The organism is Heliobacterium chlorum, from assembly GCF_014502795.1.
GTDB lineage: Bacteria > Bacillota > Desulfitobacteriia > Heliobacteriales > Heliobacteriaceae > Heliobacterium > Heliobacterium chlorum.
Genome location: NZ_JACVHF010000033.1, coordinates 1 through 23,439, shown reverse-complemented (window position 1 = coordinate 23,439; position 23,439 = coordinate 1). Strand labels below are relative to the sequence as shown.

The following is a 23,439-nucleotide window of genomic DNA, read 5'->3' as shown; positions in this document are numbered from 1 at the left end:
AGTTGTCGTGCCAACGGCAGCGCTGGGTAGCTATGTCGGGAGCGGATAAGCGCTGAAAGCATCTAAGCGCGAAACCGGCCCAAAGATGAGACTTCCCACTACGGAAGTAGGTAAGACCCCAGGAAGATGACCTGGTCGATCGGCCTGAGATGTACACGCTGTGAGGCGTTCAGTCGACGGGTACGAATCGGTCGAGGACTTGACCTTACATTGCTTTACTTATGTAACTCTGTGTGGTTTTCAAGCGACGAAAAAGAGGTCTATCGCGGTGAAATGCGGCAGACCTCTTTTTCGTTTCTTTTTTCTTTATTACGTGACAAACGACAAATAAGAGGCAATGAACGAGAGTAGACTTCCATACGAATAAATTTCAAAGTGCATTGTTGACACATGCACAATTTGCGATTACAATTACCCTAGTAAACCGACTTAGATATATGAATATAACTGCCGACCAGAAAAACTGGAGGTTAGGAAAATACATGCCCCATGATTATGCATGGATTGGCAGTAGTTCCTGGCCTCCTTTTTGCATCCCGGATACCGATCTACTTGGATTTACAAAACATACTCGATTCACGACATTTAAGCCAAAACATTCATACTCAAAAAGGAGTGCTGCACATGTCTCAACAAACCACACAACCGCAACCGCTCGAATCCGTCTCTATCGATACCCTGCGTCAAGCCTTCCAAGACCGGGCCAGTTGGTATTACTTGCTCTTAAAAGAAGCCGCTGCCCGGGGGTATGACGCCGAAGCTATCGCGAAAAGTGCCATCTACGCCTTTGGCGTGGACAAAGGTAAAAAGATGGAATCTACGGACGACCTCAACCGTTTCCTGGAGCAGTTTGCCAACCCTGTCGTCCGGTCCGTATTCGACATGCGCGTAGCAGAACTGACCGATAGCCAGTTAGTTGTCGAGTTTCACCGTTGCCCCTTAGTGGACGCCTGGAAAGAGCGCCATGGCTGTACTGTAGAAGAGACAGACAAGCTCTGCGATTGGGCCGTTCAAGGTGACCATGGGCTGATGGCTAACTTCCCCGGAATTGAATTCTCTCCGGAAAAACGCATTGGTGCCGGCGAGACCTATTGCCGAATGGTCTTTCGTAAAAAGGCGGCTGAGTAATTGCGTCGTATGTCTGCAACAGTGTTTGTTTACAACAGCGTTTGTCTACAACAGCACTGGCTGTGCTATCGACGTTAACACCTGGAAAACGATGATCGTTACCCACAACTTCAAGATTTGACAAAGGAGAGTTCTCATGAAACTTTCATTTCTCCATAAATACAAAAAGTTAATCGGCGCAGGTCTTGTATCAGCTATGTTGCTCCCTGTCCTTGCCGGATGCAACAGCAGCACGACCGGTTCCTCCGGCAGCGATGCGGTGGGAGCGGGCAACGAAATCGCCATCGGACTTACAGCTCCATTAAGCGGCGACTATGCTGAATACGGCACCGTCTTCAAAAACTCCCTTGATCTGGCTATCGAGAAGGTTAACGCCAAGGGAGGCATCAACGGCAAAACCCTGAAATTGATCCCTGCCGACAGCAAAGCCGACCCGAAAGAAGCGGCAAACATCGCCCAGAAATTCGTATCGGATAAAAAGGTCATCGCCGTTGTCGGTGACTTCACGAGCACCGCTGCCATGGCTGGTTCACCGATTTACCAAAAAGGCGGATTAGTTCAATTTTCGCCGACGTCATCCCATCCTGACTTCACCAAACAAGGCGATTACATATTTCGTAACATCGCCACGCAAGAAGTAGAAGCGCCCTTGTTGGCTGAATATGCCGTCAAAGATTTGAAGAAGAAGAACATCGCCGTTATCTACATCAAAAACGACTGGGGCATTGTGACCAAAGATTATTTCGTCAAAGGTGTCCAAGACCAAGGCGGCAACATCATCGACGTCGAGGAATACCTGCCCGAGCAGGGGAAAGACTTTAGTGCCATCCTCACGAAGATCCGCGAAAAGAATCCCGATCTGTTGTTCCTGGCCAATATGTACACCGATGCCGCTCTCGTCGCTCAACAAGCCAGGAAAACCGGCTTTAACGTAGATCTCATGGGCACTGGTTCCCTGTACTCCGGTGAATTGCTCCGTATCGGCGGACCTGCTGTCGAAGGTCTCTATTTGACCTGCTCGTTCCACCCGGAAGACCCACGCCCGGAAGTGCAAGAATTCGTCAAAGAGTATACGGCAAAATACGGTATTGCTCCGACTCAGTTTGCTGCACAAGCTTATGATGCCATCCATATGATCGTAGCCGCTCTCGAATCGGGCGCTACAGACCGCCAGAGCTTGCGTGATAAACTGGCTGCGACAAAAGACTTCCCCGGTGTCACCGGAAAGACAACCTTTGACGCCAATCGAAATGTAGACAAGAAACCGACGAAGCTGGTCATTCAACAGGGCAAATACGTCCTTTATAAACACTAAGGCTCTTCACGAAAGTACTTTGATGGATAAATATATTCGACAGAAAGCTGATCTCTGAGCATATGGGTGTAAATGCTTGCTTAGCCGAAAGATTCATCTTAAACTCCTTGATATCACAAAAATCCAGTAAGATCACCGAAGCTCAAGATAACTATTTTCGTCTCCAAAACATGGGGTTGTTCCGCTGAGACCTCTTGCTAGGGCAGATTCCATGGAATCTGCCCTGAAAACTAATGGATTAAAATACATTGATTCGTGGCTTTCAGAGATAGTAAGTCTTTTAATGAAGTTTAGTAGGAATTATTCTTGCCGAAAGGCGGTGACCGAGCCCCATGTTTTTGGAACAAATCCTCAACGGTTTGGCCCAGGGCAGCATTTACGCGCTGATCGGTATCGGCTTCGCCCTCATCTTTGGTGTCCTTGGGCTCGTCCATTTTGCCCATGGCGAGGTCTACATGATCGGCGCATTTATCGGCTTTATAATGATCACGGCCTTTCACCTGCCTGTTTGGGCCGCTCTTTTACTGGCCATCGCCGGTGCAGCGATCGTCGGTTTCCTCGTGGAGTTGCTCAACTTCCGGCCTTTGCGAAAAGCACCGGAGTACGCCTCTATGATCTGTACGCTCGGATTGTCCGTAGTATTGCAAAACGCTACTATGTTGATCTGGGGAAGTGATACAAAATCACTTCCTTTGTCCTCGGAAAATGTGGCTTTCTCTTTTTTCGGCGCCAAGCTGTCGATGGAACAGATCCTCATCTTCACCGTCTCGCTCGGACTCATGGTCGGACTGCAGTACATCCTTTACCGCTCTAAGCTGGGCAAGGCCATCCGGGCCATCGCCCAAAACCGGGAAGCGGCCGCCCTCATGGGCGTAAACATCAATCAGGTCATCGCCGCCACCTTTGCCATCGGTTCCGGCCTCGGCGGAGCAGCGGGAGTCCTAGTGGGCCTCTACTACAACGCCTTTTACCCGACGATGGGCTTCATGGCTGGATTGAAAGCCTTTACAGCTACCGTCCTCGGCGGTCTCACCAGTGTGCCGGGGGCTGTCCTCGGCGGCATCATCTTGGGAGTGGTCGAGAACATCACCGCCGCCTATATTTCTTCAGGATTTCGCGATCTCGTCGCCTTCGTCATTTTGATTCTGGTCTTATTCATCCGGCCCTCGGGTATCTTTGGACGGGGCATCCAGGAAAAGGTCTAGGTGATGAACATGTCAAAATCCCTGTTAACCTCCATCCTGCGAAGGATTGACGAGAAAGAAAAAAGCCTGTACCTATCATTGCTGATTGCCGTCGCTATTCTGCCACTGGTATGGCAGAGCGACTATGTCCTTCGCATCGCTACTCTTTGTGGAATATATATCGTTCTCGCCTTAGGACTGAACCTGGTCACCGGCTACGCCGGTCAGATGTGTCTCGGTTGGGCCGCCTTTTACGGCATCGGCGCCTACACGTCGGCACTGCTCGTCATGCGCCTGCATGCCAGCTTTTGGCTGGCCTTGCCTGCGGCGGGTCTCATGGCCGCCTTCTTCGGCCTGCTCTTGGGCATTCCGACGATGCGCTTAAAAAACACCTACCTGGCGATCACTACCTTGGGATTCGGTGAAATCGTCCGTCTCATCTTGCTCAACTGGACCGACTTGACCCGCGGTTCGATGGGATTGCCGGGGATTCCGTCGCCGTCCTTCCTCGGAATCGACTTGGAAGGGAAACTTTTTTATTACTATTTCATCGTTGTGCTCGTGATCGTGACCTTGGTCACGATGGCCCGGATCGTGGACTCTCGGCTCGGACGGGCCCTGCAAGCGATTCGAGAAGATGAATTGGCCGCCAAAAGCATGGGCATCGACACAACCCGTTACAAGATCATCGCGTTTGCCATCGGTGCATTTTTCGCAGGTATCGCCGGCAGTTTTTTCGCGCATTACTCGGCCTACATCGATCCCCATAACTTCGCCTTTGGCGAATCCATCGCTGTATTATCGATGGTCATCTTGGGAGGCATGCGCAGTCTCCCTGGCGTCGTCTTTGGCGCTGTCGTGCTGACCTTATTGCCAGAGGTGCTCCGGGAAGCCGCAGAGTATCGCATGATTGTCTTCGGTGGAATTCTCATGCTGACCATGCTACTGCGGCCGCAAGGCATATTTGGAGGAGTTCAGAGGAAAAAGGTGTCTCAGACTCCTGTGGCCGTCGGTCAGGGGAAGCAGCCTTTATATCAAAACCGGTAGCCGGAAAAAGTGGGCTGAAAAAACAGGCTGAAAAAGCGACCACCGATCGCCAATAATACGACTGATGTAAAAAAGCCGGGAGGGTTGTCTGTGTCCCTGCTCAACATTGACAGAGTGACGAAACGGTTTGGCGGGCTCATCGCGGTAGACAACTTCTCGGCCCGCATCGACGAAGGAACCATCACCGGTCTAATCGGCCCTAACGGTGCCGGAAAGACGACCGTTTTCAACCTGCTGACGGGCATTTATCCCGTCGATGAGGGGGATATCTTCCTGGACAACCAGGCCATCACCAACCAAGCGCCCCACCGGATCGCCGCGGCTGGGGTGGCTCGTACCTTTCAAAACATCCGCTTGTTCAAAGAGCTTTCCGTTCTCGATAATGTCCGTATCGGTGCCCACAGCCGAGGAAGGGCCGGTATTTTCGGTGCGATCTTCCGTAACGGAGCGGCACGGAGAGAAGAGGCCACCATCCATGCCAAGGCCCTTCAACTGCTGCAAGAGGCGGGATTGGCCGAGTATAGCAGTGAGTTGGCGGGAAACCTCAGTTACGGCCTGCAGCGCAAGTTGGAGATCGTCCGGGCCCTCGCCGGAGAGCCGAGATTATTGATCCTTGACGAGCCGGCCGCCGGCATGAACCCTCGGGAAACGGAGGAATTGATGGCCTTTGTCCGGCGTCTCCATGACCGAGGATTGACAATTTTGCTCATCGAACACGATATGAAGCTGGTGATGAGCCTCTGCCAAAGGGTTATCGTCATGGATCATGGACAAAAGATCGCTGAAGGTCCTCCCGAAGAGATCCGAACGAACCGGGCCGTCGTAGAAGCCTACCTGGGCAAAGAGGCGTAATAGTATTTTGTGAAATGAAAATCACCGAGTTTGAAGATGCTGTAAATATGTAGATTGACAGATAAAAAATAGAAATCGTACAATGGAAGTATCAAAACGTGTACATGACAAAAAAGCCCTCTCCTCTGTTTTTTCATAACTGAGAAGAGGGCTTTTTTATAGGGTAGATAAAAAAGTCGAGGAGGGATAGGAAATGGGTTATCGGTCCAATCACTGGAGGCGAGTATGGCAAGTTGTAGCCGTCACAGCCATGTTAGGCCTTCCGGCCCAAGCGGTCTTCGCTGACGAGGCCGCCACAGTAAGACACTTTGAAGAGGCGAAAAGCAATGAAGCTGAACTGATCGCTTTCTTGAAAGAGATGCCGAAAGGAGCTGACCTTCACAATCACGTCACCGGTGCCATCTTCGCCGAATCTATGTACGACAAAGCGGTAAACACAGACAACCTGTACTACGACACAAGCACAGGATATTTTGTGCAAAACCCAGGCCCGACGACCGTACCGGCGAGTCAGTTAAAGACAAGCAGAACGCTGGGGAGGAAATTTTACGACGCCGCCACGATGCGAGGGAACTTGCCGGGAACCAACGGACATGATCACTTCTTCGATGCCTTCGACGCCTTTCGCCCGGTGAGCAACGGCATGGATCCTGATCAAGTCCTGGCGGAAGTGGTCGGTCGGGCGCAGGCTCAGAATGTGCAATACTTAGAGTTGATGACGTCGGTGGCGCCGCAAAATGCGTTGAACAGCGCCTTAAGCAATCCGCCCGCCTTAGACAACTGGGAAGAAGCTTGGAAAGTGATGGAGCAGCGATTCCCCGATCTGCTGGCCGCATCGAAACAGTATCTAGATGAACGGGATCAAAAGGTAGCCAAACTGCTGCAAGTTCCGGCGCCGATCACCGGTACGGCAGGTCCGACGAACATGCGCTACGTATATAGTGTTGATCGCAATAAACAGTTACCTGATTTTTTTGCAGCTATGGCCTGCGGGATGGCGATTGTCAAAAGCGATCCTCGCGTCGTCGCTGTGAATATCGTATCACCGGAAGACTATTACGTCTCCCGGAAGGATTTCGAGAGCCAAATGCGAATTATAGATTTTCTATGGCGCAAATTCGGAAAGCCCCATGTGACCCTTCACGCCGGGGAACTCACCTTGGAATACTCTCCAGTCGAAGTGATGCGTTCACGGATCCGGAAGAGCATTGAAGTGGGCCATGCCGAGCGGATTGGACACGGTGTGTCCATCGCCTGGGAGGACCGGTTACCGCAATTGTTGGAGGAGATGCGGCAAAAGGGAGTGGCCGTAGAAATTTGTTTGACCAGTAACGAGGGGATTCTCGGCGTCGCTGGCGATCAACATCCCCTTCCCTTATATCGAGAAGCCGGTGTTCCGATCACCTTGAATACGGATGACGAAGGGATCAGCCGGATCAATCTCACCACGGAATATGTCAAAGCCGCCAGTGAATTTAAGCTATCCTATGAAGAACTCAAAGATATCGCCCGCAACAGCTTGGAATACTCGTTTCTGCCGGGAGAGAGTTTGTACATAAATCGAGATTACAAGAAGTTGCATGGAGAATTCGCCCGTGTCAGAGAACCGAATTGGCAACCTGATGGTCAGGCGAAAAAGATGATGGATGAATCGCAGAAACTGGCCGAGCAAGTTCGGTTAGAACGATCTTTCGTGGAATTTGAACAACGATATCATTAGGGGGAGTTCACCCTATAGAGGTTTTCTAGAGCAAAAAATGACTGGGCTTGAAACGATTGTTTCGGCCCAGTCATTAATTCCCCATATGCATCATAGTGCTGCGTAGAAAAGTATGATTGCTGTGAAGAATGAACTGCAAATACTGCTGTGAATAAGCTGCGAATAAGGAGTACCGATAAGCTGCGTCGATTACCCTATGTGGAAACCGAAAGTAGTGCAAGAGTGAGTTGCAGATATGGGGGAAAGATTGATCTTTCGATAACAAATATACCATGAACGTCCTATCGTGGCTAGAGGGCAATTGAAAAAAATCACAAGCACGAACAATGTATTTTATGGATGTAGGATAAGTAAAGATTGCGGGAGGGACCCATGAAGGAAGGCAGAGCTACCATCATCCTGTTTATCACACTCTTTCTCGTCATGGCCGGCTTCGGAGTCATCCTTCCCACACTGCCCTATCTCGTGATCCACATGGGCGGAAATTCCGTTTCTCTTGGTTTTCTCACAGCGTCCTATTCATTGTTGCAGTTCTTTTTTGCGCCTCTTTGGGGACGATGGTCCGATCGCATCGGTCGCCGCCCTGTGCTGCTTATCGGATTGAGCGGATATGGCGTGACCTTTATTTTGTTCGGGTTGGCCTCGCAGTTGTGGATGCTGTTTGGCATCCGGCTCCTTTCCGGGATGATCTCTTCAGCCACTTTACCGACAGCGATGGCCTACATGGCCGATATCACTCCGGCCGAAAAACGTGCACGCGGCATGGGGATGATGGGTGCAGCCATGGGTTTGGGTATGATCGTCGGACCGGCTCTAGGCGGCTGGCTCGGCCATTATGGTTTTTCAATTCCCTTTTTTGTCGCTGGAGCGATGGCCTTGATGACGATGCCTTTTGCCTTTGCTCTGCTGCCGGAATCACTCAAAGAGGAAAATCGAAGAATAGAAGCCGCAACGGATCCAAACCCGTGGCCCCTGTTGCGTGCCTTCCGCCATCCTCAACGGTGGCTCTTTGGGCTCACCTTCATCATCAGTTTCACCATGGCCCTTTTTGAAGGGACCTTTGCCTTGTTCTCCTACGAGCGGTTTCAATTCGGCACTCGGGAGATGGGCTTCTTATTTGCTGCCCTTGGTTTTTTGGCTGTCCTCATCCAGGCAGGCCTGATGGGCAAACTGGTAAAACGCTTTGGCAACGTGAGGTTGATTATCGGCGGATTGATCCTGTCTGCATGCGGCCTGACCTTGACGCTGTTTGCTCCGGCAGTTCTATGGCTTTTTTTGTTTACGGCCCTATACAGCATGGGCAGTTCCATCTTGCGCCCGAACGTTTCAACCCTGGTATCCCAAACAGCCCCGGAAGGGCAGGGGCTATCCCTGGGGATCATGCAGTCCTTTGACAGTCTAGGCCGGATCATGGGGCCCATTGTCGGGGGAGCCTTATATCATCTGTGGTTTGGTCTGCCGTACTTGGCTGGAGCGCTGTCAGTAGCTGTGACGTTACTTGTGGCTTGGAAACGGCTGCGAGGATATGGAAGGTTATTGGAAGAACAATCATAGGTATTCACTGAGTCGCCTGAGTCACCTGAGTAATTGATCAACAAACACCACAGTGCTTCCCCCTTATGAGCAACTGTTTGCTGATGCAGGAGATTTTTCAAGAAGTGATCTTCGAAGTCTTTCGGAAAAGGCTATAATCGGCAGGTGTTCCCCAATTCTCCAAACGCCGGTACTCGGGATGGGTCGAATCGAAATAGACGATAACTTGCGCCTGATCCAGTTCAGGATGCATGGCGAAAAACTGCCGATCGCCGTAACGGATCGTTTGCAGAACTAGCGGCAGCTCACGACGGAATATATAGTTGCGCCGAGCCGATGCGCCCTTGTCCATCCCCCCGTTTACATAAAGATAGATGTACAGGATGAACCGGTCGTCCATGATGCGCCACTCCGCAAGGGCTTCGTCCCGCAAGGCGGTGATTTTATCATAGGCATATTCCGGTGCGATCGTTAAAAAGAGGTCGCCCGTTACATCGGAATGGGTCAAGGTGTAACGTCGGGGTATCACAGGCGATGTTGCCGTGACGCCGGACCGGTATTCAATAAACAACTTTTCAGGGTTCAATCCTGCCACTGTCCAGCCCCCCTTGTTTTATTCATTGCTATTATTCTATTTGAACGGAAGGCGGCTTGAGACAAGAGACACGAAAAGTACAGCTTTATCGATCTCATGATGATCATAGAAAAAGGTGAACCACGAGAATGAAAAAAGTCGCTCCTTTCGTCGGTGCTCTATGGGTTGTCGTCGGAATGGCTGCTTTGGCTGCTTACATGGTCTACGGGTATACCCACGAGGTAGAATTGGAAGATGGAAGCCGGAAATTTGCCAACCCTCGATACTGGACTGTCGGTGAAAGGGTTTCCAAGGAAACCTTCGATCAGGCTCAATCGCTCAGTCAGGGTCAGCGGTTAGAAGAAGGGCCGGCGGATGTCCTCTTTTTCAGCAACGTTCCGGAACTTCCTATCTATACGGGTGTGCTGACGAGAGTGGATGATGTGTTGGCCCCGACGGGTGTGACCAAAGCACTCTTTTCCCATTTCAATATGCTGGTCAACTTTACGACCAACCCACTATCTAACTATCGTGCCAAAGTCGGTCTGATCATTACGAACAACACGGGCATACCGATCGATGTTTATATGCGCCGAAACGCAAAGGGTGTGAACGTAGACGAAAAGGATATTCGGTTGCTCCAGGATGACCTGGCACCGCGCAACCCTGCCACGAACGAAGACATCTATTATGGAAGCCAGTTAGGAAATAAAGTCGTTCATGAATTCTTCCGTTCTGTGAGCCAAGGGGAAACGAAAGTAGCCTCGCTCCTACCGGGGGAAGATTATTATTGGTACGAAAAAGCTGGCACACGTGCCTGGGCGATCGGCATAGCGGAGTTTGCCTTCCGGGACAGCACCAGCGGGAAAATCCTCAAGCAGGGAGATCTCCCGAAGTCGCAAGGGATTCAGATGTGCAGCTTTATCTGTGAGTTGGGTACAGAGCTCAAAGAATTTTCTCGTTGGGCTAGCGGACCCGAGACCATCTTAAATCAGAGCGACTATGAACATATCCACATGCGCGGGCTTATTTCTGCCGGTGTCAACCGGACTTATTCCGTAAAATACGACGCCCGGAAAGAAGGGCTGCTAAGTCTTTTCCTCGGACCCGGTTTAAAGGACGGAACAGACAGCTCGGTGGCGGGGACAGCCCGGTATAAACCGGAAATGTTCCTCAACGACAAGGTAGGCGGAATAGACAAATACGGGCACATCGCTGGCCAGCAAGTCAAGGAATTGCCTGTCGAGAACAATGGCTCTTATGGGATCGAATATCAAATCCAGATCGACGCAGAAGGCCCCTTTGCCATAGCGATTCAGGCCGCCGGAGCCGGCTATGAGCAGTTCGGCAAGCCGAAAGTGGACCTATACAATCAGTGGATGACAGCCAAATTGGACGATGAGGTACGTACCCTCACCTTTCGGGACCCGAATTACTGGAGTTACTTCAGCGATTTTTCGAAGTTAGGTCCACTGGGAACGGGCAGGGTGTTTTTCCTGGTCGATCAAAGAGGGCACCATCAGCATAAGCTTTCGTTGATCTTACCGCCGAACAATTACGCACCCTACCGGGTGTTGCTGATGCCCTTATCGAAATGGTAGCAGCATCATTTTTTAGAGTAAAACGTTTCATGACCCGTTGACTCACGGGCGTTTATGTATTAATACTAATGGGAGCATGGGATATTTTCACAAAAAGTCTAGGAGATGAGGCAATGAAGTTACTCAGAGCGAAGTGGTTGTCCTTTGGTCTAATTGTGCTTTTGTTTGTAGCCATGCTTCCGCTGACCGCTTTTGCCCAAACTCGTTTTGTCGACGCCGACGAAATTCCCAGTTGGGCTTCTCCGTCGGTCCAGGACTTAGTCGATTCGAAAATGCTAAGCGGCTATGCCGACGGCCGCTTTGCGCCGTCCGACCTGGTTACATATGAACAGGTCATCACGGGCATCTTCAATGTTTTATGGGTGCAGGACCAAGCGGCCGGCTTGAGCCAGAGCATGGCGGCCTTGCCTAACGTGTCTCCTTGGGCTCAAGGGTATGTGCAATTGGCGAAGCAGCGAGACATCATGAAGTCGCCGAACAACAACTCTCCCATACCGGCTCCAAATGATTACACCCAACCGGCCAACAGGGCTTGGGTGGCCGCATTTTTAGCCATGACCTTAGGCTACGACCAATGGCAGTGGGACTTGAACAACCGAATTCCTTTCACCGACCTGGAAAGTATCCCTGTAGACTTGCGCATGATGGTGAATACGGCCGTTGATTTAGGGCTGGCTTCAGGTATGGGCGATAACAAGTTCGAGCCGAACGTGCCCATCACACGTGCTCAATACGCGGTCATCCTGGAAAATGCCAAGAAACTGGCAGAGACATCGACCAGTCTCCGCAGCGCCTATCCCGCCGCACCTCCGAAAGAAACGTTAAATCCAGTCCGCATGGCATTCTTCCAGAGAGGGCAGGGACAAGACGCCTCAGAGATCAATGGCCGAGTAATCGAAGCTCTAAAAAATCAACATACATATGTTCAATATCTGAACATGATGAGTTACGGGATGAAGTCTGACGGTGACGTCTTTAACGGAGACAAGACCTTTGGGGACAGCTTCTTTGACGATGTAGAGAAGCTGGCTCACGAAAAGGGCATGAAAACATTGGTCGTGCTGAACAACTATGATATTTGGCGCAACTGTTTTGATGCTCAATACGCCCATAGCGTGCTGACAAGTTCGGAAAAGCAGGAGAAAGTCATCCAATGGCTGGTGGAGGAGATCGAACAAAACGGGGACTCCGGGGTAAACATTGACTTTGAAGATCTCTACCCGGCAGACCGCGACTTGCTCACGCAGTTTGTGGCCAAAGTCAACGGCGAGATGAAAAAGAACGGTTGGACAACAGTGGTATCGGTCATGTGTAAAACCAATGACACCTATGACTACCGGTACTATGATTACGAAAACCTCGCGAAAAATGCCGACTATATTTTTGTCATGAGCTATGACATCTATAATCCTCGGGGAACGCCGCAACAACCGGGGCCGAACTACAACATTCCCTTTGTAGAAAAAACCTTGAAATTCGCCGTCTTGTCGGTGCCGCCGCAAAAACTGCTCTTAGGCGTGGGAAGTCATTCGTGGATCTGGAACGACAGCGAAAGAACACAGATGCCGGCATGGAAGGCAGAGCAGATGGTCGCTGCCCAGCAGGCCGCTGGATATAAAGATCCAGCCTATAACGCCTCCTATGCCACCTACAAAAGTGCCTCCGGCGGTACTGCCAAGGTATACTACCAGGATCAGCAAACTTATCAAACAGAGTTCGAACTCGTGAAAAAATACGGCCTCGGAGGATACGGGCTGTTCCCCTTGGGCTGGGAGACCGGTTCGCTTTGGACGGCTTTAAGGAATGTCTATCCGGGACAATAAAACCGAAGTGTAAAAACGTCCATAAGGAAACGGAAAGAGGAGGGGATAACCCCTCCTCAAATTTTTGACAACTTCTGTCTTCTGCAAAGTTGACGTATGCCTATGATCCAATTAGCAAAGGCCGCAGGTATTCCGGAAAGCACCATGGTTGGTCGGTCCGACATATTGGTTCAGCGGGAAAGAGTGGCGGATGGCGGCGGTGATGAATTGCTTCGCCGTATCGATGGCTTCCCGCACAGACTTACCTTTAGCCAATTCAGCAGTGATGGCTGCCGAATAGGTGCAGCCGGCGCCGTGAGTGTAAGCGGGGCTGAACTTTTCCGACTCAAGGAGGGTAAAGTCCTTACCGTCATAGAGCATGTCGACAGCCTTTTCATGTTGCAGCTTCGCACCGCCCTTGATTAGGACGTAGGCGACGCCCAACTCGTGGATCTTGGCAGCCGCTTCCTTCATATCGTCGACGGTCTTGATCGACCGGCCGGCAAGCAATTCCGCTTCAAAGAGGTTCGGTGTGACGACGGTTGCCTTTGGGATCAGCAGGTCCCGCAGACCCGGCAGGTTGTCTGGTTGCAGCACCTCTTCGGTCCCTTTGCAGACCATGACAGGGTCGACGACCACATTTTTCAGATCATGCTTGTCAATCGTGTGAGCGGCCAGTTCGATAATTTCCGAACCGAGCATGCCTGTCTTTAAGGCGTCCACACCGATGGACAAGATCGTCGCCAACTGGGCTTCTACAGTCTTCACGTCGACGGGGAACACCAAGTGGCCCCATGTTTCCGGTTCCATGGCCACGATGGTCGTCAAGGCAGTCATGCCATAGACGCCACGCTCTTGGAAGGTTTTTAAATCAGCTTGAATACCGGCGCCACCGCTGCTGTCAGAACCGGCGATGGTTAATGCTTTTGGAAGTGTCATCATAATCCTCCTCGATACTGTCTGTTATTATGTTTCGGAGATCCTCCCTGGTAAATACCGATCAGCGGTCGGACTGTTTCAATTATATCAACTAGGGTAAAGAATACAAATAAAAGTCATATTTCGAAGGTAAGCGAAACCTGACAGGATGGGTGAGGTTAAAAAGTGAGTATGAAAGGGATAGTTTTCCGGGGATATTTTTTGTGAAAGACTAGACATTAAGCGATGAAGGGAGTGGTTCGAATGCAAGCCGAACGTGCCGAGGAAATCATCAAGGCTTCCGGTATGATTGAGGTGCTTTATCAAGAAAGTCCCGTATGGCTGAAACAGGTCGATAAGAACAAAAACACAGTCATGGTTCGAGACGACGATGGAAAGACGATGGAGGTCTCCCTGAACGACCTGCGCGAAACAGGTGTGGTTCAATAGCAGGGTTCTGACGTCTTGATGGCGAAAAGGGGCCTAAGCCCTGCGTACTAACAGCTTTAGGCCCCTTTTTATCTTAATGATAGAGATAGGAAAGAATCATTTTTAACGAGCTTAAATTACCGTTTAAAGTATAAGTTTAGTCTTGGAAAAAAGGTTTGGAAAACAGTTCAGTAAACACTACATAGTTGAATCGGAAGGTGACGAAGAGTGAACGAAGCAAAAGAGAACAAAGAGGTCACGAATCGTAATGATGGCGGCAATGGTCAAACGGCGTTGGCCACCTTTGCCGGCGGTTGCTTTTGGTGTATGGTGGGACCTTTTGAAGAACTGGATGGGATACATCAGATCCTTTCCGGTTATACCGGGGGGCATAAGGAAAATCCGACGTACCATGAAGTCTGTTCGGACGAGACCGGCCATTTTGAAGCGATCCAAATCACCTATGATCCAGCTGCCGTTGCCTATGAAACGCTGCTAGACAGGTTCTGGCGGCAAATCGACCCGACAGATCCGGGCGGGCAGTTTCACGACCGGGGCTCATCCTACCGCACGGCGATTTTCTATCATGACGAGGGGCAACGGGAAAAAGCGGAGGCTTCCAAAAAGGAATTAGAAGAAAGCAGGCGCTTTGACAAACCCATCGTCACACAAATCCTACCGGCCTCCACTTTTTATCCCGCCGAAGCATACCATCAGGACTATCACAAGAAGAGTCCCTTTCGTTACGGTCTCTACCGCATGGGTTCGGGACGGGACGCTTTCCTTGAACAATATTGGAGAAAGCCGGAGAAGGCACAACTGAAACAAAAGCTCTCGCCGGTTCAGTACGAAGTAACCCAGAACAACGGCACGGAACCGCCTTTTCGCAACGAATACTGGGATAATTATCGTGAAGGGATCTATGTTGATATCGTCTCGGGAGAGCCACTGTTTAGTTCTATAGACAAGTTCGATTCCGGCTGCGGCTGGCCCAGTTTTACCCGCCCCCTTCATGAGGAAAAAGTCAAAGAGAAGATGGACCTCAGCCACGGGATGACCCGGACGGAGGTGCGCAGCCAAGGTGCCGATTCTCACCTCGGACACGTCTTTGACGACGGCCCGGCACCGGGGGGACTCCGCTATTGCATCAATTCAGCCGCCTTGCGATTTATTCCGAAGGAAGATTTGGAGAAGGAAGGCTACGGACAGTACAAGAGCCTTTTCGAAAAGAAAAATTCGTAAGCGTCTAGGTTTCGAATATCGCTAAGTGCCGGGTACACCCGGCACTTAGCCCCTTTGATTTTGATGGGAAAGGCAGCGACTGTTAACCGTAAACCGTAAGGCTTGGGCAGGCTGCGGAGATCGGCCAACTTTTCAACATGGCAGTACTCTTTTTCCTTGGCCGACAAAGTGAGTCATGTAATTAACTTTCAACGACAAGAGACACCTCGATAGGTACATACCAAGTGTAAAGGACGCCACAATGAAGGGTAATAGATTCCAGGGGAATTATATGAAAAATGTCATATCCCGCAGAAGGAGTCCCACCGTACTGTGTCAAAATAGGCAGGTATTGTTTGGCGTAGTGAACAGGTTATGATAAACTAAAATTTATAACAAGTGACCTGCAATAGTGCCGTGAGAAATGATTTTTTGAGAAAAGGGGATCGTCATGGAAACCAAATCAGCCCCATCTAACTTCATTAAAAATGTCGTGATTGAAGATAAAAAAGCCGGTCGGGTCGATACGGTGATTACCCGTTTTCCACCGGAACCGAACGGCTATCTGCATATTGGACATGCCAAATCGATTTGCCTCAACTTCGATCTGGCCGACGACTTTGGCGGCAAGACAAACCTGCGTTTTGACGATACGAACCCTGTCAAAGAGGATACGGAGTATGTAGAATCGATTAAGGAAGACGTACGCTGGCTGGGCTATGAATGGGACGGCCTTTTTTATGCTTCCGACTATTTTGAAGAAATGTACAACCGGGCCGTTTTGTTGATCCAAAAAGGTCAAGCCTACGTCTGCGACCTGTCGGCCGAGGAAATCCGAGAATCCCGGGGGACTCTGACCGAACCCGGCAAAGAAAGCCCCTATCGCAATCGCAGTGTCGAGGAAAACTTGGATCTCTTCGAGCGAATGCGCAAGGGCGAGTTCAAAGACGGCGAGAAAGTCCTTCGCGCCAAAATTGACATGGCTTCTCCCAACATTAACATGCGAGATCCCGTTCTTTACCGGATATCTCACGCCACTCACCACAATACCGGTGATAAGTGGTGCATCTATCCCATGTATGACTATGCTCACCCGCTGAGCGACGCTATCGAAGGGGTTACCCACTCCATCTGCACCTTGGAGTTTGAAGACCATCGTCCCCTCTACGACTGGGCCATCCGGGAATGCGAGATGGAACATGTATCCCGGCAGTATGAGTTCGCACGATTGAACCTGACCAACACGGTCATGAGCAAACGCTTCTTAAAGCAACTGGTCGATGAAAAGATCGTCGACGGATGGGACGATCCCCGCATGCCGACCATCTCGGGTCTTCGCCGCCGCGGCTATACGCCCGAGGCGATTCGGAGCTTCGCTCGTGAAATTGGTGTAGCGAAAGCCTACAGTGTGGTCGATTCCAAGATGCTGGAGCATTTCATCCGGGAAGATCTGAAGCTGAAGGCTCCCCGTACCATGGCGGTTCTGCGTCCTCTGAAAGTGGTCATCACCAACTATCCTGAAGAACAGGTCGAAATGCTCGACGCTGAAATCAATCCAGAAAACCCCGAGATGGGTATCCGCCAAATTCCCTTCTCCCGGGAGATCTATATCGAGCAAGACGACTTTATGGAAAATCCACCGAGTAAATACTTCCGGCTCTTCCCGGGCAACGAAGTCCGTTTGAAAAACGCCTACTTTATCAAGTGCCACGATGTCGTCAAGGATGAACAGGGCAACGTAGTGGAGATCCACTGCACCTACGATCCCGAGACGAAGAGCGGTTCCGGTTTCAACGCCCGAAAGGTAAAAGGAACGATTCACTGGATCGATGCCAGCCAAGGGATACCTGCGGAATTCCGCCTCTATGAACCGCTAATCCTCGATGAGCAACAGGAAGAAGGCAAGTCTTTCTTGGAATGCATCAATCCGAATTCCCTTGAGGTATTGTTTGGTTTCGTAGAACCCAACATGAAAGAAGTACAGCCTCAAGAGAAATTCCAGTTTTTCCGGCACGGTTACTTTAATGTTGATCCGAAATTGACCTCAGATGGAAGGTTGATCTTCAACCATATCGTGTCGCTGAAAAGCTCATTTCAACTACCGAAATAAACTATCAAAGTAAAACGTTCATGGTCGGTTGGGTCAGAAGATAAGACGAACAGGTTTTTTCATCCAAAAAAACATTAGATACTCAAAAACGGGTCGCGACTGAAGAGTCACGCCCCGTTTTTTTAGTTGGATTTACCGCAGGTAGAATGCTCTGATATTTACAGTACCAGGACCGAGTTGTTGTAACCATCCATGTTCTGTTATTTAATTATTCTGGGAAAGAGGATTTTCTCTAGTTTTGTCTAAATAATTACAATCCCAAAAAGAATCGAAGATTTATACATAATCGAGATGGATAAATCAAAGAACGAAGTGATGAAGGAAGGATTACGATGGCAATGTGGTTTAAAAAGTTGCGCCTACGCAGTAAGCTGCTGTTAGCATTCGCTCTCATTGGGATTATACCGCTGCTCACGGTCACCGCCATTACCTCTTATTTGAGTCAACAAGAACTGTCCAAAAATGCCTATGAGACGAACCGTGTCATCGCCACGAACCTAGCGGTGAACATCGAGAATGTGCTGAACGCACGGATCAGCGCCTTGAAAATTATGAGCCAGATGCCGGAAATGACGACGATGGAGCCAAGTCAGCAGTTACCCGCGATGAAAGCTGCAGGCAGTCAGTTTGTAGACATGGGGATGATTGTAGCTTTGCCCAATGGCCAACAGACGTTGCGTACGGAAGGTCAACTGCAAAACATCGCCGATCGGAAGTACTTTCAAGAGCTCCAAAAAGGGGCCGACTTGGTTGTCAGTGACGTCTTAATCTCGAAAGGGACCGGCCAACCTTCCGTGATCATCGGTGTACCGATGAAGGATGAACAAGGTCGTTTTATCGGGGCTCTCCTAGGAGTGCTAAACCTGGAGAAAACGGGTGATATGGTCGACGCTGTTGCGGTAGGCCAAACGGGATATGCTTTCGTCACGGATCATTCCGGTAAAATCTTAATCCATCCCAACCATGACATGATCCGCCAGCAAACCGATATCAGCATGCTGCCGCCAGTGCAAAAAGGAATGAAAGGTGAATCGGGCTCCGTAAGTTACGACTGGGAAGGCGTCCGCAAACTCGCCGGTTATGGCGTTGTTTCTCAGACTGGTTGGGTCGTCGTGACCCAGGTGCCGGAAGGGGAAGCTTTGGCAGCCGCCAAAAAACAAATTACGATCAGTATCGCAGTAACTGCTATCGCGATCGCGATAGCTCTCGGAGTCGCCTACCTGCTAGCGGCCAGCTTGGTTCGGCCTGTCCATAAAATTATGGAGGGTACTGCCGCTGTCGCCAGCGGGGATCTGACGCAGACGATTCAAGTGGACGCACTCGACGAACTGGGCCAGTTAGCCAATGCCTTTAACGGGATGACAGAACAGTTGCGGGCACTGATTCGCCAAGTGAGCGAAAAGGCAGAGCGTTTGGCCGTCTCCTCGGAAGAGATGGCGGCTTCTAGCGAGGAAGTGACGGCGACGGCGACCGATGTGGCCCAGAACGTCGATAAAATGGCGAGTGACGCCGAAACCGGGAATACCTCCGTGGCTGAAGTCTCCCAGGTGCTGGTTGAACTATCTTCGCTCATCCAGATTGCCAAGTGTAATGGAGAAGAGGCAGCGCACTCGTCAGAGGTGACCCAGATGGCGGCGAAGCAGGGAAAAGAGACGGTCGGAGAAGCGGTGCAGCGGATGAACAACATACGCAATCGCACTGTCGATGCAGAGCGTTTTATGGAAACATTGAGCCGCTATTCTCAGCAGATTGAACTCATCACCGATACGATTACCAATATCGCCGGGCAGACGAACTTACTTGCCTTGAACGCCGCCATCGAGGCAGCCCGAGCGGGCGAGGCCGGTCTTGGATTTGCCGTTGTCGCCGATGAAGTGCGCAAATTAGCCGAAGAATCGAACCGGGGTGCCGAGGAAGTAGCCGAACTGGTCAAAAAAGTGGCCGAAAGCACCGGACAAGCCATGGCCGCTACTCGCCAGAGCCGGGACGAAGTCGACCTGGGCGTTCAAGTGGCTGACCAGGCCCGGCGTTCTCTGGAAAACATTCTAGCCGCCGTCGACGAGACTGTGGAGAAGGTGATGGGGATCGTCCAGGTGACCAATGACGAGGTGGCCAGTTCCGAAAAAATCGTCGGCTTGATTCACAGCTTGGCTTCGGTCGTCGAGAATACAGCTCAAAACGCCCAACAGATCGCGGCTTCCACGCAAGAGACGACGGCCGCGATGGAGACGATCGCCGCCGGAGCGGCAGAAAACAGCGCCACTGCCGTGGAGTTGAAAGAATCGGTCACCCATTTTCGTGTTTGCTAGAAAATTGGCCGCAATCTAAGGGTTCACTATTACTGTGCTAAATAGGTCGTAACAGACGAAAAGGAGTGCCTATCGACGTATCGATGGGCACTCCTTTTTCCCTTGATAGCCATAGATAAAGAAGCATAGATGAGCGATTTATTTTCCTTTTCATATCTGGTTCACATCTGGTTCATATCAGGCTGCGTTGCTTGAAGATTCCTTGCCTGCAGATCAGATCTGTTGATCAGATATAAAATAATCGCGAGCACAGCCGTTCCAAAGTCTGAAATCGGTAACGCATAAGCCACTCCCTCTAGGCCGTACAGTGCGTTTCCGATGACCAGAGCAGGAAGAAATATGACTCCTTGTGAAAGGGACATGACCAAAGCGGGAATGGATTTGCCCGTCGCTTGGAACACATTCGTAAATAAAAATATGATTCCAAGAAATAGGGGGGCAATCATGGAAATACGGAATAAGGGTGTGCCAATTTTGATGATCTCGTCATTGCTGATAAACATACTTAGGACAAAACTGCTGGAGCTATAGAGAGCCAGCGTGATAAAAACACTCAGTAACACAGCAATGATTCCCGTAAACTGAATAATCTCGCTCATCCGGTTTCGGTCAGCGGTATAGTTATAACCGACGAGGGGTTGAACCCCTTCACAAAGACCACTGATGATAAACTCTGGTATCATATTCATCTGTATGGCAATACCGAAAACCGCGACGAGTGCATCCCCATAGCCGGCTGCATAATTGTTCAAGGCGACCGATGATGCGAGCAATAAAAGAAAATTAATCAGAACGGGGATACCGATGGAAAAGGAATTCTTGACAATATTGAGATTACATCGAAAATATTTGACTGAAATCGAGAGCCATTGACTTTTCTTTATCAAATACCAACCATAATAAGTTACAGCCAAGCCGTTGGAAATTACCGTTGCATAGGCGGCTCCGGCCACGCCAAGATGCAGACCAAAAATCATCATTGGGTCAAGGACAATATTGCTGATGGTTCCGATCAACATGCCGACCATGGATTCTTTTGCCGCACCTTCTGCGCGGACAATCTGCCCCATCGAAAAACTGAGCATGATCAAGGAACCGCCGCCGGCGATGATAGTGACGAATTTTCTAGTCGCATCAAGCGTTTCGGCACTTGTTCCGATGAAGCGTAAAATCGGCTCCATGAAAATAAGGCATAGGATCGTTAATGCGATACCTGTCAATAAACAGGTGTAAAAGGAAAAGGACGATGTGGACTTTACATTTTCATAATCTTTCTCACCGAGCAAGCGAGAGATATATGTTCCACAGCCTATCCCGAAGATATTGGATACGGCCATAAATATGGTGAAGACGGGTAAGGCAAGCATTGCGGCGGCGACAAGGTTTGCATCATTCAACTGACCAATAAAAAAAGTATCCGTTAGGTTTTGTATGACACCGACGAACATCCCCAGTATCATCGGTATCGCCATGTTGGCAACCGCTTTAGGTACAGGTGCTTTTTCTAGATAGTACATATTTGCTTCTTCCATAGGTATTAGCCTCCTTAAAAAATTTTTAATGTATCTTTCAAACCCTAAAATACTTAGAATTATAATAATTAGAATTCTAAGTATTTGTCTAAAAAACAGCATTACTATCTCTCAAGATTTTTCGAGACCAACTGGAGTAATTCTAAAAATAATCGTTTTTGTTCTGCCGTCATACCATGAACGATTCGATGTTCCATGTCACGAAAGACATCGTTAAATTCATCAATTAAGTCTTGGCCTTTCGTTGTAAGGGAAAGTACTTTTGCACGTCCGTCAGACACACTGGTGCTTCGTTTTACAAAACCGTTTTTTTCGAGGCCTTGTAATAAGCTTGTAATCGAAGACCCTTTTAACCCCATGGCGAGCTCAATATCTTTCTGGCAGATGCTACATCCCTTTTCCACACAGTCCCCGATATGACCGACGATCCGTGCCTGTTGATTCGTAATACCATGAGGAATAAGGTGCTCGTCGAGAATTAGCTTTAGGTTATGAACGATGTTCCGAAGATAAAAATGATAAACAAAGTCCTCTTTGTCACCGGCCACCTGCACGAACCTCCTTTTGCAATAAACTTAGAACTCTAACTAATTATAGGCAGAAATAAAAGACCAGTCAAATAGAATCCTTTACCCACCAGCGACGGCTCCATATTTCCGCTGAAGCAAGATGAGCCGGACCGTCAACAGGACTGCACCGACGGCTAACCCCGCGATTAAGCCGACCCAGTATCCGAAGGCCCCCCAGGAAGTATGGATAGCCAATAGATAACCGATCGGAAGGCCAGCTAACCAATAGGAAACAAAGGTGGCCAGCAGGGTCACATTAACATCCTTATACCCTCGCAGCGCCCCTTGAATGGGTGTCGCGATCGCGTCAGATAACTGAAAGAAGATGGCATATAAAAGAAACTCCCGGGCTAGCTGGTGTACGGCCGTGTCTGTCGTGTACAAAGCGGCTACCTGGTCGTTAAAGAAATAGATCAATAGGGAATTTAACACCGCCACGATCAAGGCGAGGCTGATGCCGACCTGGATATACTGGCGTGCCTGGGCGAACCGGCCCGCACCGGCTTCAAAACCGATGACAATCGTCAGGGCCATGGAGATGCTCAAGGGGATCATGTACAGCATCGATGCCAGATTCAGGGCGACCTGATGGGCTGCGATAGTGATGGTATCAAAGGTACTCATCAGCAAGGTGACCGCAGCGAAGATGCTCGTCTCAAAGAAAATGGCAAAACCGATGGGCAGACCGATGTGGAGTTGTTCCTTCCAGGCAGAGAAGGAGACCGGAAAAAGCCGGTCTAGGACATGGTAGGCCTGAAACCGTTCGTCACGGCGAATGACGGTAAAAGCGATCAAGGCGATACACCAGTAGGTGATCGCTGAAGCATAACCGGCTCCCACGCCGCCCAGGCGAGGAAAACCGAAGGCGCCAAAAATCAAGAGGTAGTTTAGGAGAGCGTTGATGGGAAGCGACAGCAAGGTGATCCTCATGGTAACACCCGTGTACCCCAGGGCGTCGATGAAACAACGAAACACGGTATAGACGAAGAGCGGGACGATGCCGAGCGAGAGGGCTATCAGATAGCGACCGGCGATGTCTCGGACGGGAGATTCCAGATTCATCGACTGTAATAGAGGATGCAAGGCGAAAGCGCCGCCGATTAGCACGAAGACCGACAGCAATAAGGCTACATAGACCCCCTGCACCACTGTAGTGGGAATTTGCTCGGGACGTTTTGCACCGGCTAACTGGGCGACGATAGGCGTTACGGATGATAAGATACCTGTCAGCCCGGTAAAGACCGGAAGCCAGATGCTCGATCCGATGGCCACCCCGGCGAGATCATAAGCACCTGCATTGCCAGACATGACTGTATCCAAGAAGGTCATGGCGAAAAGGGCACACTGCGATACCAGGATCGGCAGCAGTACGGCGAGAAAGCGGCGGAATTTTTGCGTGATCGACAGGGTATGCAACAGGCCCTCATCCTTGCTTAAAAAATAAAGTTTATCATAGCACAGAATGAAAGGGCGTACAATGACGATAACCGATAACCGATAACCGATAACCGATAACCGATAACCGATAACCGATAAAAGTTATCCGAATGACGATCACATACCCATTTGTTACTTAAAACCTAAAAATGAAGGAC

General features: G+C 50.1%; 18 protein-coding genes and 1 rRNA gene. 14 read left to right on the top strand and 5 right to left on the bottom strand.

Annotated elements, in window-relative coordinates; translation table 11 throughout:
- The 8 genes from H1S01_RS17945 to H1S01_RS17910 form a co-directional block, all read left to right on the top strand.
- Positions 1-207, top strand: a 23S ribosomal RNA gene (locus tag H1S01_RS17945); the annotation flags it as partial.
- A gap of 417 nt (positions 208-624) precedes the next feature.
- A complete protein-coding gene (locus H1S01_RS17940; protein WP_188041767.1) occupies positions 625-1,128 on the top strand; it encodes an L-2-amino-thiazoline-4-carboxylic acid hydrolase in 504 nt (167 codons plus the stop codon).
- Positions 1,129-1,264: 136 nt separating this feature from the next.
- Positions 1,265-2,443, top strand: a complete 1,179-nt coding sequence (locus H1S01_RS17935; RefSeq protein ID WP_188041766.1) for an ABC transporter substrate-binding protein — start codon at positions 1,265-1,267, stop codon at positions 2,441-2,443.
- A 332-nt stretch (positions 2,444-2,775) separates the two neighbouring features.
- Positions 2,776-3,648: a branched-chain amino acid ABC transporter permease gene (locus tag H1S01_RS17930; protein ID WP_188041765.1), complete on the top strand. Its 873-nt coding sequence runs from the start codon at positions 2,776-2,778 to the stop codon at positions 3,646-3,648.
- A gap of 9 nt (positions 3,649-3,657) precedes the next feature.
- On the top strand, positions 3,658-4,674 hold the full coding sequence (locus H1S01_RS17925) for a branched-chain amino acid ABC transporter permease (protein ID WP_188041764.1): 1,017 nt from the start codon (positions 3,658-3,660) through the stop codon (positions 4,672-4,674).
- Between the two features lie 90 nt (positions 4,675-4,764).
- Entirely contained in the window at positions 4,765-5,526 is a 762-nt protein-coding gene (locus H1S01_RS17920; protein WP_188041763.1) for an ATP-binding cassette domain-containing protein, read from the top strand.
- Between the two features lie 193 nt (positions 5,527-5,719).
- The gene (locus H1S01_RS17915) at positions 5,720-7,246 is read left to right on the top strand and encodes an adenosine deaminase family protein (protein ID WP_188041762.1); all 1,527 of its coding nucleotides are present in this window, start codon (positions 5,720-5,722) and stop codon (positions 7,244-7,246) included.
- Positions 7,247-7,618: 372 nt separating this feature from the next.
- Positions 7,619-8,800, top strand: coding sequence for an MFS transporter (locus H1S01_RS17910; RefSeq protein WP_188041761.1), 1,182 nt, complete (start codon positions 7,619-7,621; stop codon positions 8,798-8,800).
- 97 nt (positions 8,801-8,897) lie between these two features.
- Here the strand turns inward: H1S01_RS17910 and H1S01_RS17905 are convergent, their stop codons facing one another.
- Positions 8,898-9,374: a staygreen family protein gene (locus H1S01_RS17905; protein WP_188041760.1), complete on the bottom strand. Its 477-nt coding sequence runs from the start codon at positions 9,372-9,374 to the stop codon at positions 8,898-8,900.
- Between the two features lie 128 nt (positions 9,375-9,502).
- Here H1S01_RS17905 and H1S01_RS17900 point away from each other — a divergent pair, with 128 nt between their 5' ends.
- Together H1S01_RS17900 and H1S01_RS17895 are read left to right on the top strand one after the other, a co-directional pair.
- Positions 9,503-10,954: a hypothetical protein gene (locus H1S01_RS17900; protein WP_188041759.1), complete on the top strand. Its 1,452-nt coding sequence runs from the start codon at positions 9,503-9,505 to the stop codon at positions 10,952-10,954.
- Positions 10,955-11,067: 113 nt separating this feature from the next.
- Positions 11,068-12,777, top strand: a complete 1,710-nt coding sequence (locus H1S01_RS17895) for a glycosyl hydrolase family 18 protein (protein ID WP_188041758.1) — start codon at positions 11,068-11,070, stop codon at positions 12,775-12,777.
- 111 nt (positions 12,778-12,888) lie between these two features.
- Here the strand turns inward: H1S01_RS17895 and pdxK are convergent, their stop codons facing one another.
- Positions 12,889-13,695, bottom strand: a complete 807-nt coding sequence (pdxK, locus tag H1S01_RS17890) for a pyridoxine/pyridoxal/pyridoxamine kinase (protein ID WP_155477052.1) — start codon at positions 13,693-13,695, stop codon at positions 12,889-12,891.
- 243 nt (positions 13,696-13,938) lie between these two features.
- Between pdxK and H1S01_RS17885 the strand changes: the two genes are divergently transcribed.
- The 4 genes from H1S01_RS17885 (at position 13,939) to H1S01_RS17870 (ending at position 19,743) form a co-directional block, all read left to right on the top strand.
- A complete protein-coding gene (locus H1S01_RS17885) occupies positions 13,939-14,124 on the top strand; it encodes an H-type small acid-soluble spore protein (protein WP_170291974.1) in 186 nt (61 codons plus the stop codon).
- A 273-nt stretch (positions 14,125-14,397) separates the two neighbouring features.
- Positions 14,398-15,345 (top strand): peptide-methionine (R)-S-oxide reductase MsrB, encoded by a 948-nt coding sequence (gene msrB, locus H1S01_RS17880; protein WP_279287037.1) that lies wholly within the window; start codon positions 14,398-14,400, stop codon positions 15,343-15,345.
- A 430-nt stretch (positions 15,346-15,775) separates the two neighbouring features.
- Positions 15,776-17,434 carry a glutamine--tRNA ligase/YqeY domain fusion protein gene (locus tag H1S01_RS17875; protein WP_188041757.1) on the top strand — a complete coding sequence of 553 codons (1,659 nt, stop codon included), beginning with the start codon at positions 15,776-15,778 and terminating at the stop codon, positions 17,432-17,434.
- 332 nt (positions 17,435-17,766) lie between these two features.
- Entirely contained in the window at positions 17,767-19,743 is a 1,977-nt protein-coding gene (locus H1S01_RS17870) for a methyl-accepting chemotaxis protein (protein WP_188041756.1), read from the top strand.
- 161 nt (positions 19,744-19,904) lie between these two features.
- Here H1S01_RS17870 and H1S01_RS17865 read toward each other — a convergent pair whose 3' ends face one another.
- From H1S01_RS17865 to H1S01_RS17855, 3 genes are all read right to left on the bottom strand, one after another.
- Positions 19,905-21,275: an MATE family efflux transporter gene (locus tag H1S01_RS17865; protein WP_188041755.1), complete on the bottom strand. Its 1,371-nt coding sequence runs from the start codon at positions 21,273-21,275 to the stop codon at positions 19,905-19,907.
- 104 nt (positions 21,276-21,379) lie between these two features.
- Positions 21,380-21,823, bottom strand: a complete 444-nt coding sequence (locus tag H1S01_RS17860; RefSeq protein WP_188041754.1) for a MarR family transcriptional regulator — start codon at positions 21,821-21,823, stop codon at positions 21,380-21,382.
- 81 nt (positions 21,824-21,904) lie between these two features.
- Entirely contained in the window at positions 21,905-23,260 is a 1,356-nt protein-coding gene (locus H1S01_RS17855) for an MATE family efflux transporter (RefSeq protein ID WP_341479135.1), read from the bottom strand.
- Between the last annotated feature and the right edge of the window lie 179 nt (positions 23,261-23,439).

What these genes read in the sequence shown, in the direction of transcription:
- H1S01_RS17885 (WP_170291974.1), top strand. Translation starts at nt 13,939, where the DNA reads ATGCAAGCCGAACGTGCCGAGGAAATCATCAAGGCTTCCGGTATGATT.
- H1S01_RS17930 (WP_188041765.1), top strand. Translation starts at nt 2,776, where the DNA reads ATGTTTTTGGAACAAATCCTCAACGGTTTGGCCCAGGGCAGCATTTAC.
- H1S01_RS17875 (WP_188041757.1), top strand. Translation starts at nt 15,776, where the DNA reads ATGGAAACCAAATCAGCCCCATCTAACTTCATTAAAAATGTCGTGATT.
- H1S01_RS17895 (WP_188041758.1), top strand. Translation starts at nt 11,068, where the DNA reads ATGAAGTTACTCAGAGCGAAGTGGTTGTCCTTTGGTCTAATTGTGCTT.
- H1S01_RS17925 (WP_188041764.1), top strand. Translation starts at nt 3,658, where the DNA reads ATGTCAAAATCCCTGTTAACCTCCATCCTGCGAAGGATTGACGAGAAA.
- pdxK (WP_155477052.1), bottom strand. Translation starts at nt 13,695, where the DNA reads ATGACACTTCCAAAAGCATTAACCATCGCCGGTTCTGACAGCAGCGGT.
- H1S01_RS17900 (WP_188041759.1), top strand. Translation starts at nt 9,503, where the DNA reads ATGAAAAAAGTCGCTCCTTTCGTCGGTGCTCTATGGGTTGTCGTCGGA.
- H1S01_RS17935 (WP_188041766.1), top strand. Translation starts at nt 1,265, where the DNA reads ATGAAACTTTCATTTCTCCATAAATACAAAAAGTTAATCGGCGCAGGT.
- H1S01_RS17865 (WP_188041755.1), bottom strand. Translation starts at nt 21,275, where the DNA reads ATGGAAGAAGCAAATATGTACTATCTAGAAAAAGCACCTGTACCTAAA.
- H1S01_RS17940 (WP_188041767.1), top strand. Translation starts at nt 625, where the DNA reads ATGTCTCAACAAACCACACAACCGCAACCGCTCGAATCCGTCTCTATC.
- H1S01_RS17870 (WP_188041756.1), top strand. Translation starts at nt 17,767, where the DNA reads ATGGCAATGTGGTTTAAAAAGTTGCGCCTACGCAGTAAGCTGCTGTTA.
- H1S01_RS17915 (WP_188041762.1), top strand. Translation starts at nt 5,720, where the DNA reads ATGGGTTATCGGTCCAATCACTGGAGGCGAGTATGGCAAGTTGTAGCC.
- H1S01_RS17910 (WP_188041761.1), top strand. Translation starts at nt 7,619, where the DNA reads ATGAAGGAAGGCAGAGCTACCATCATCCTGTTTATCACACTCTTTCTC.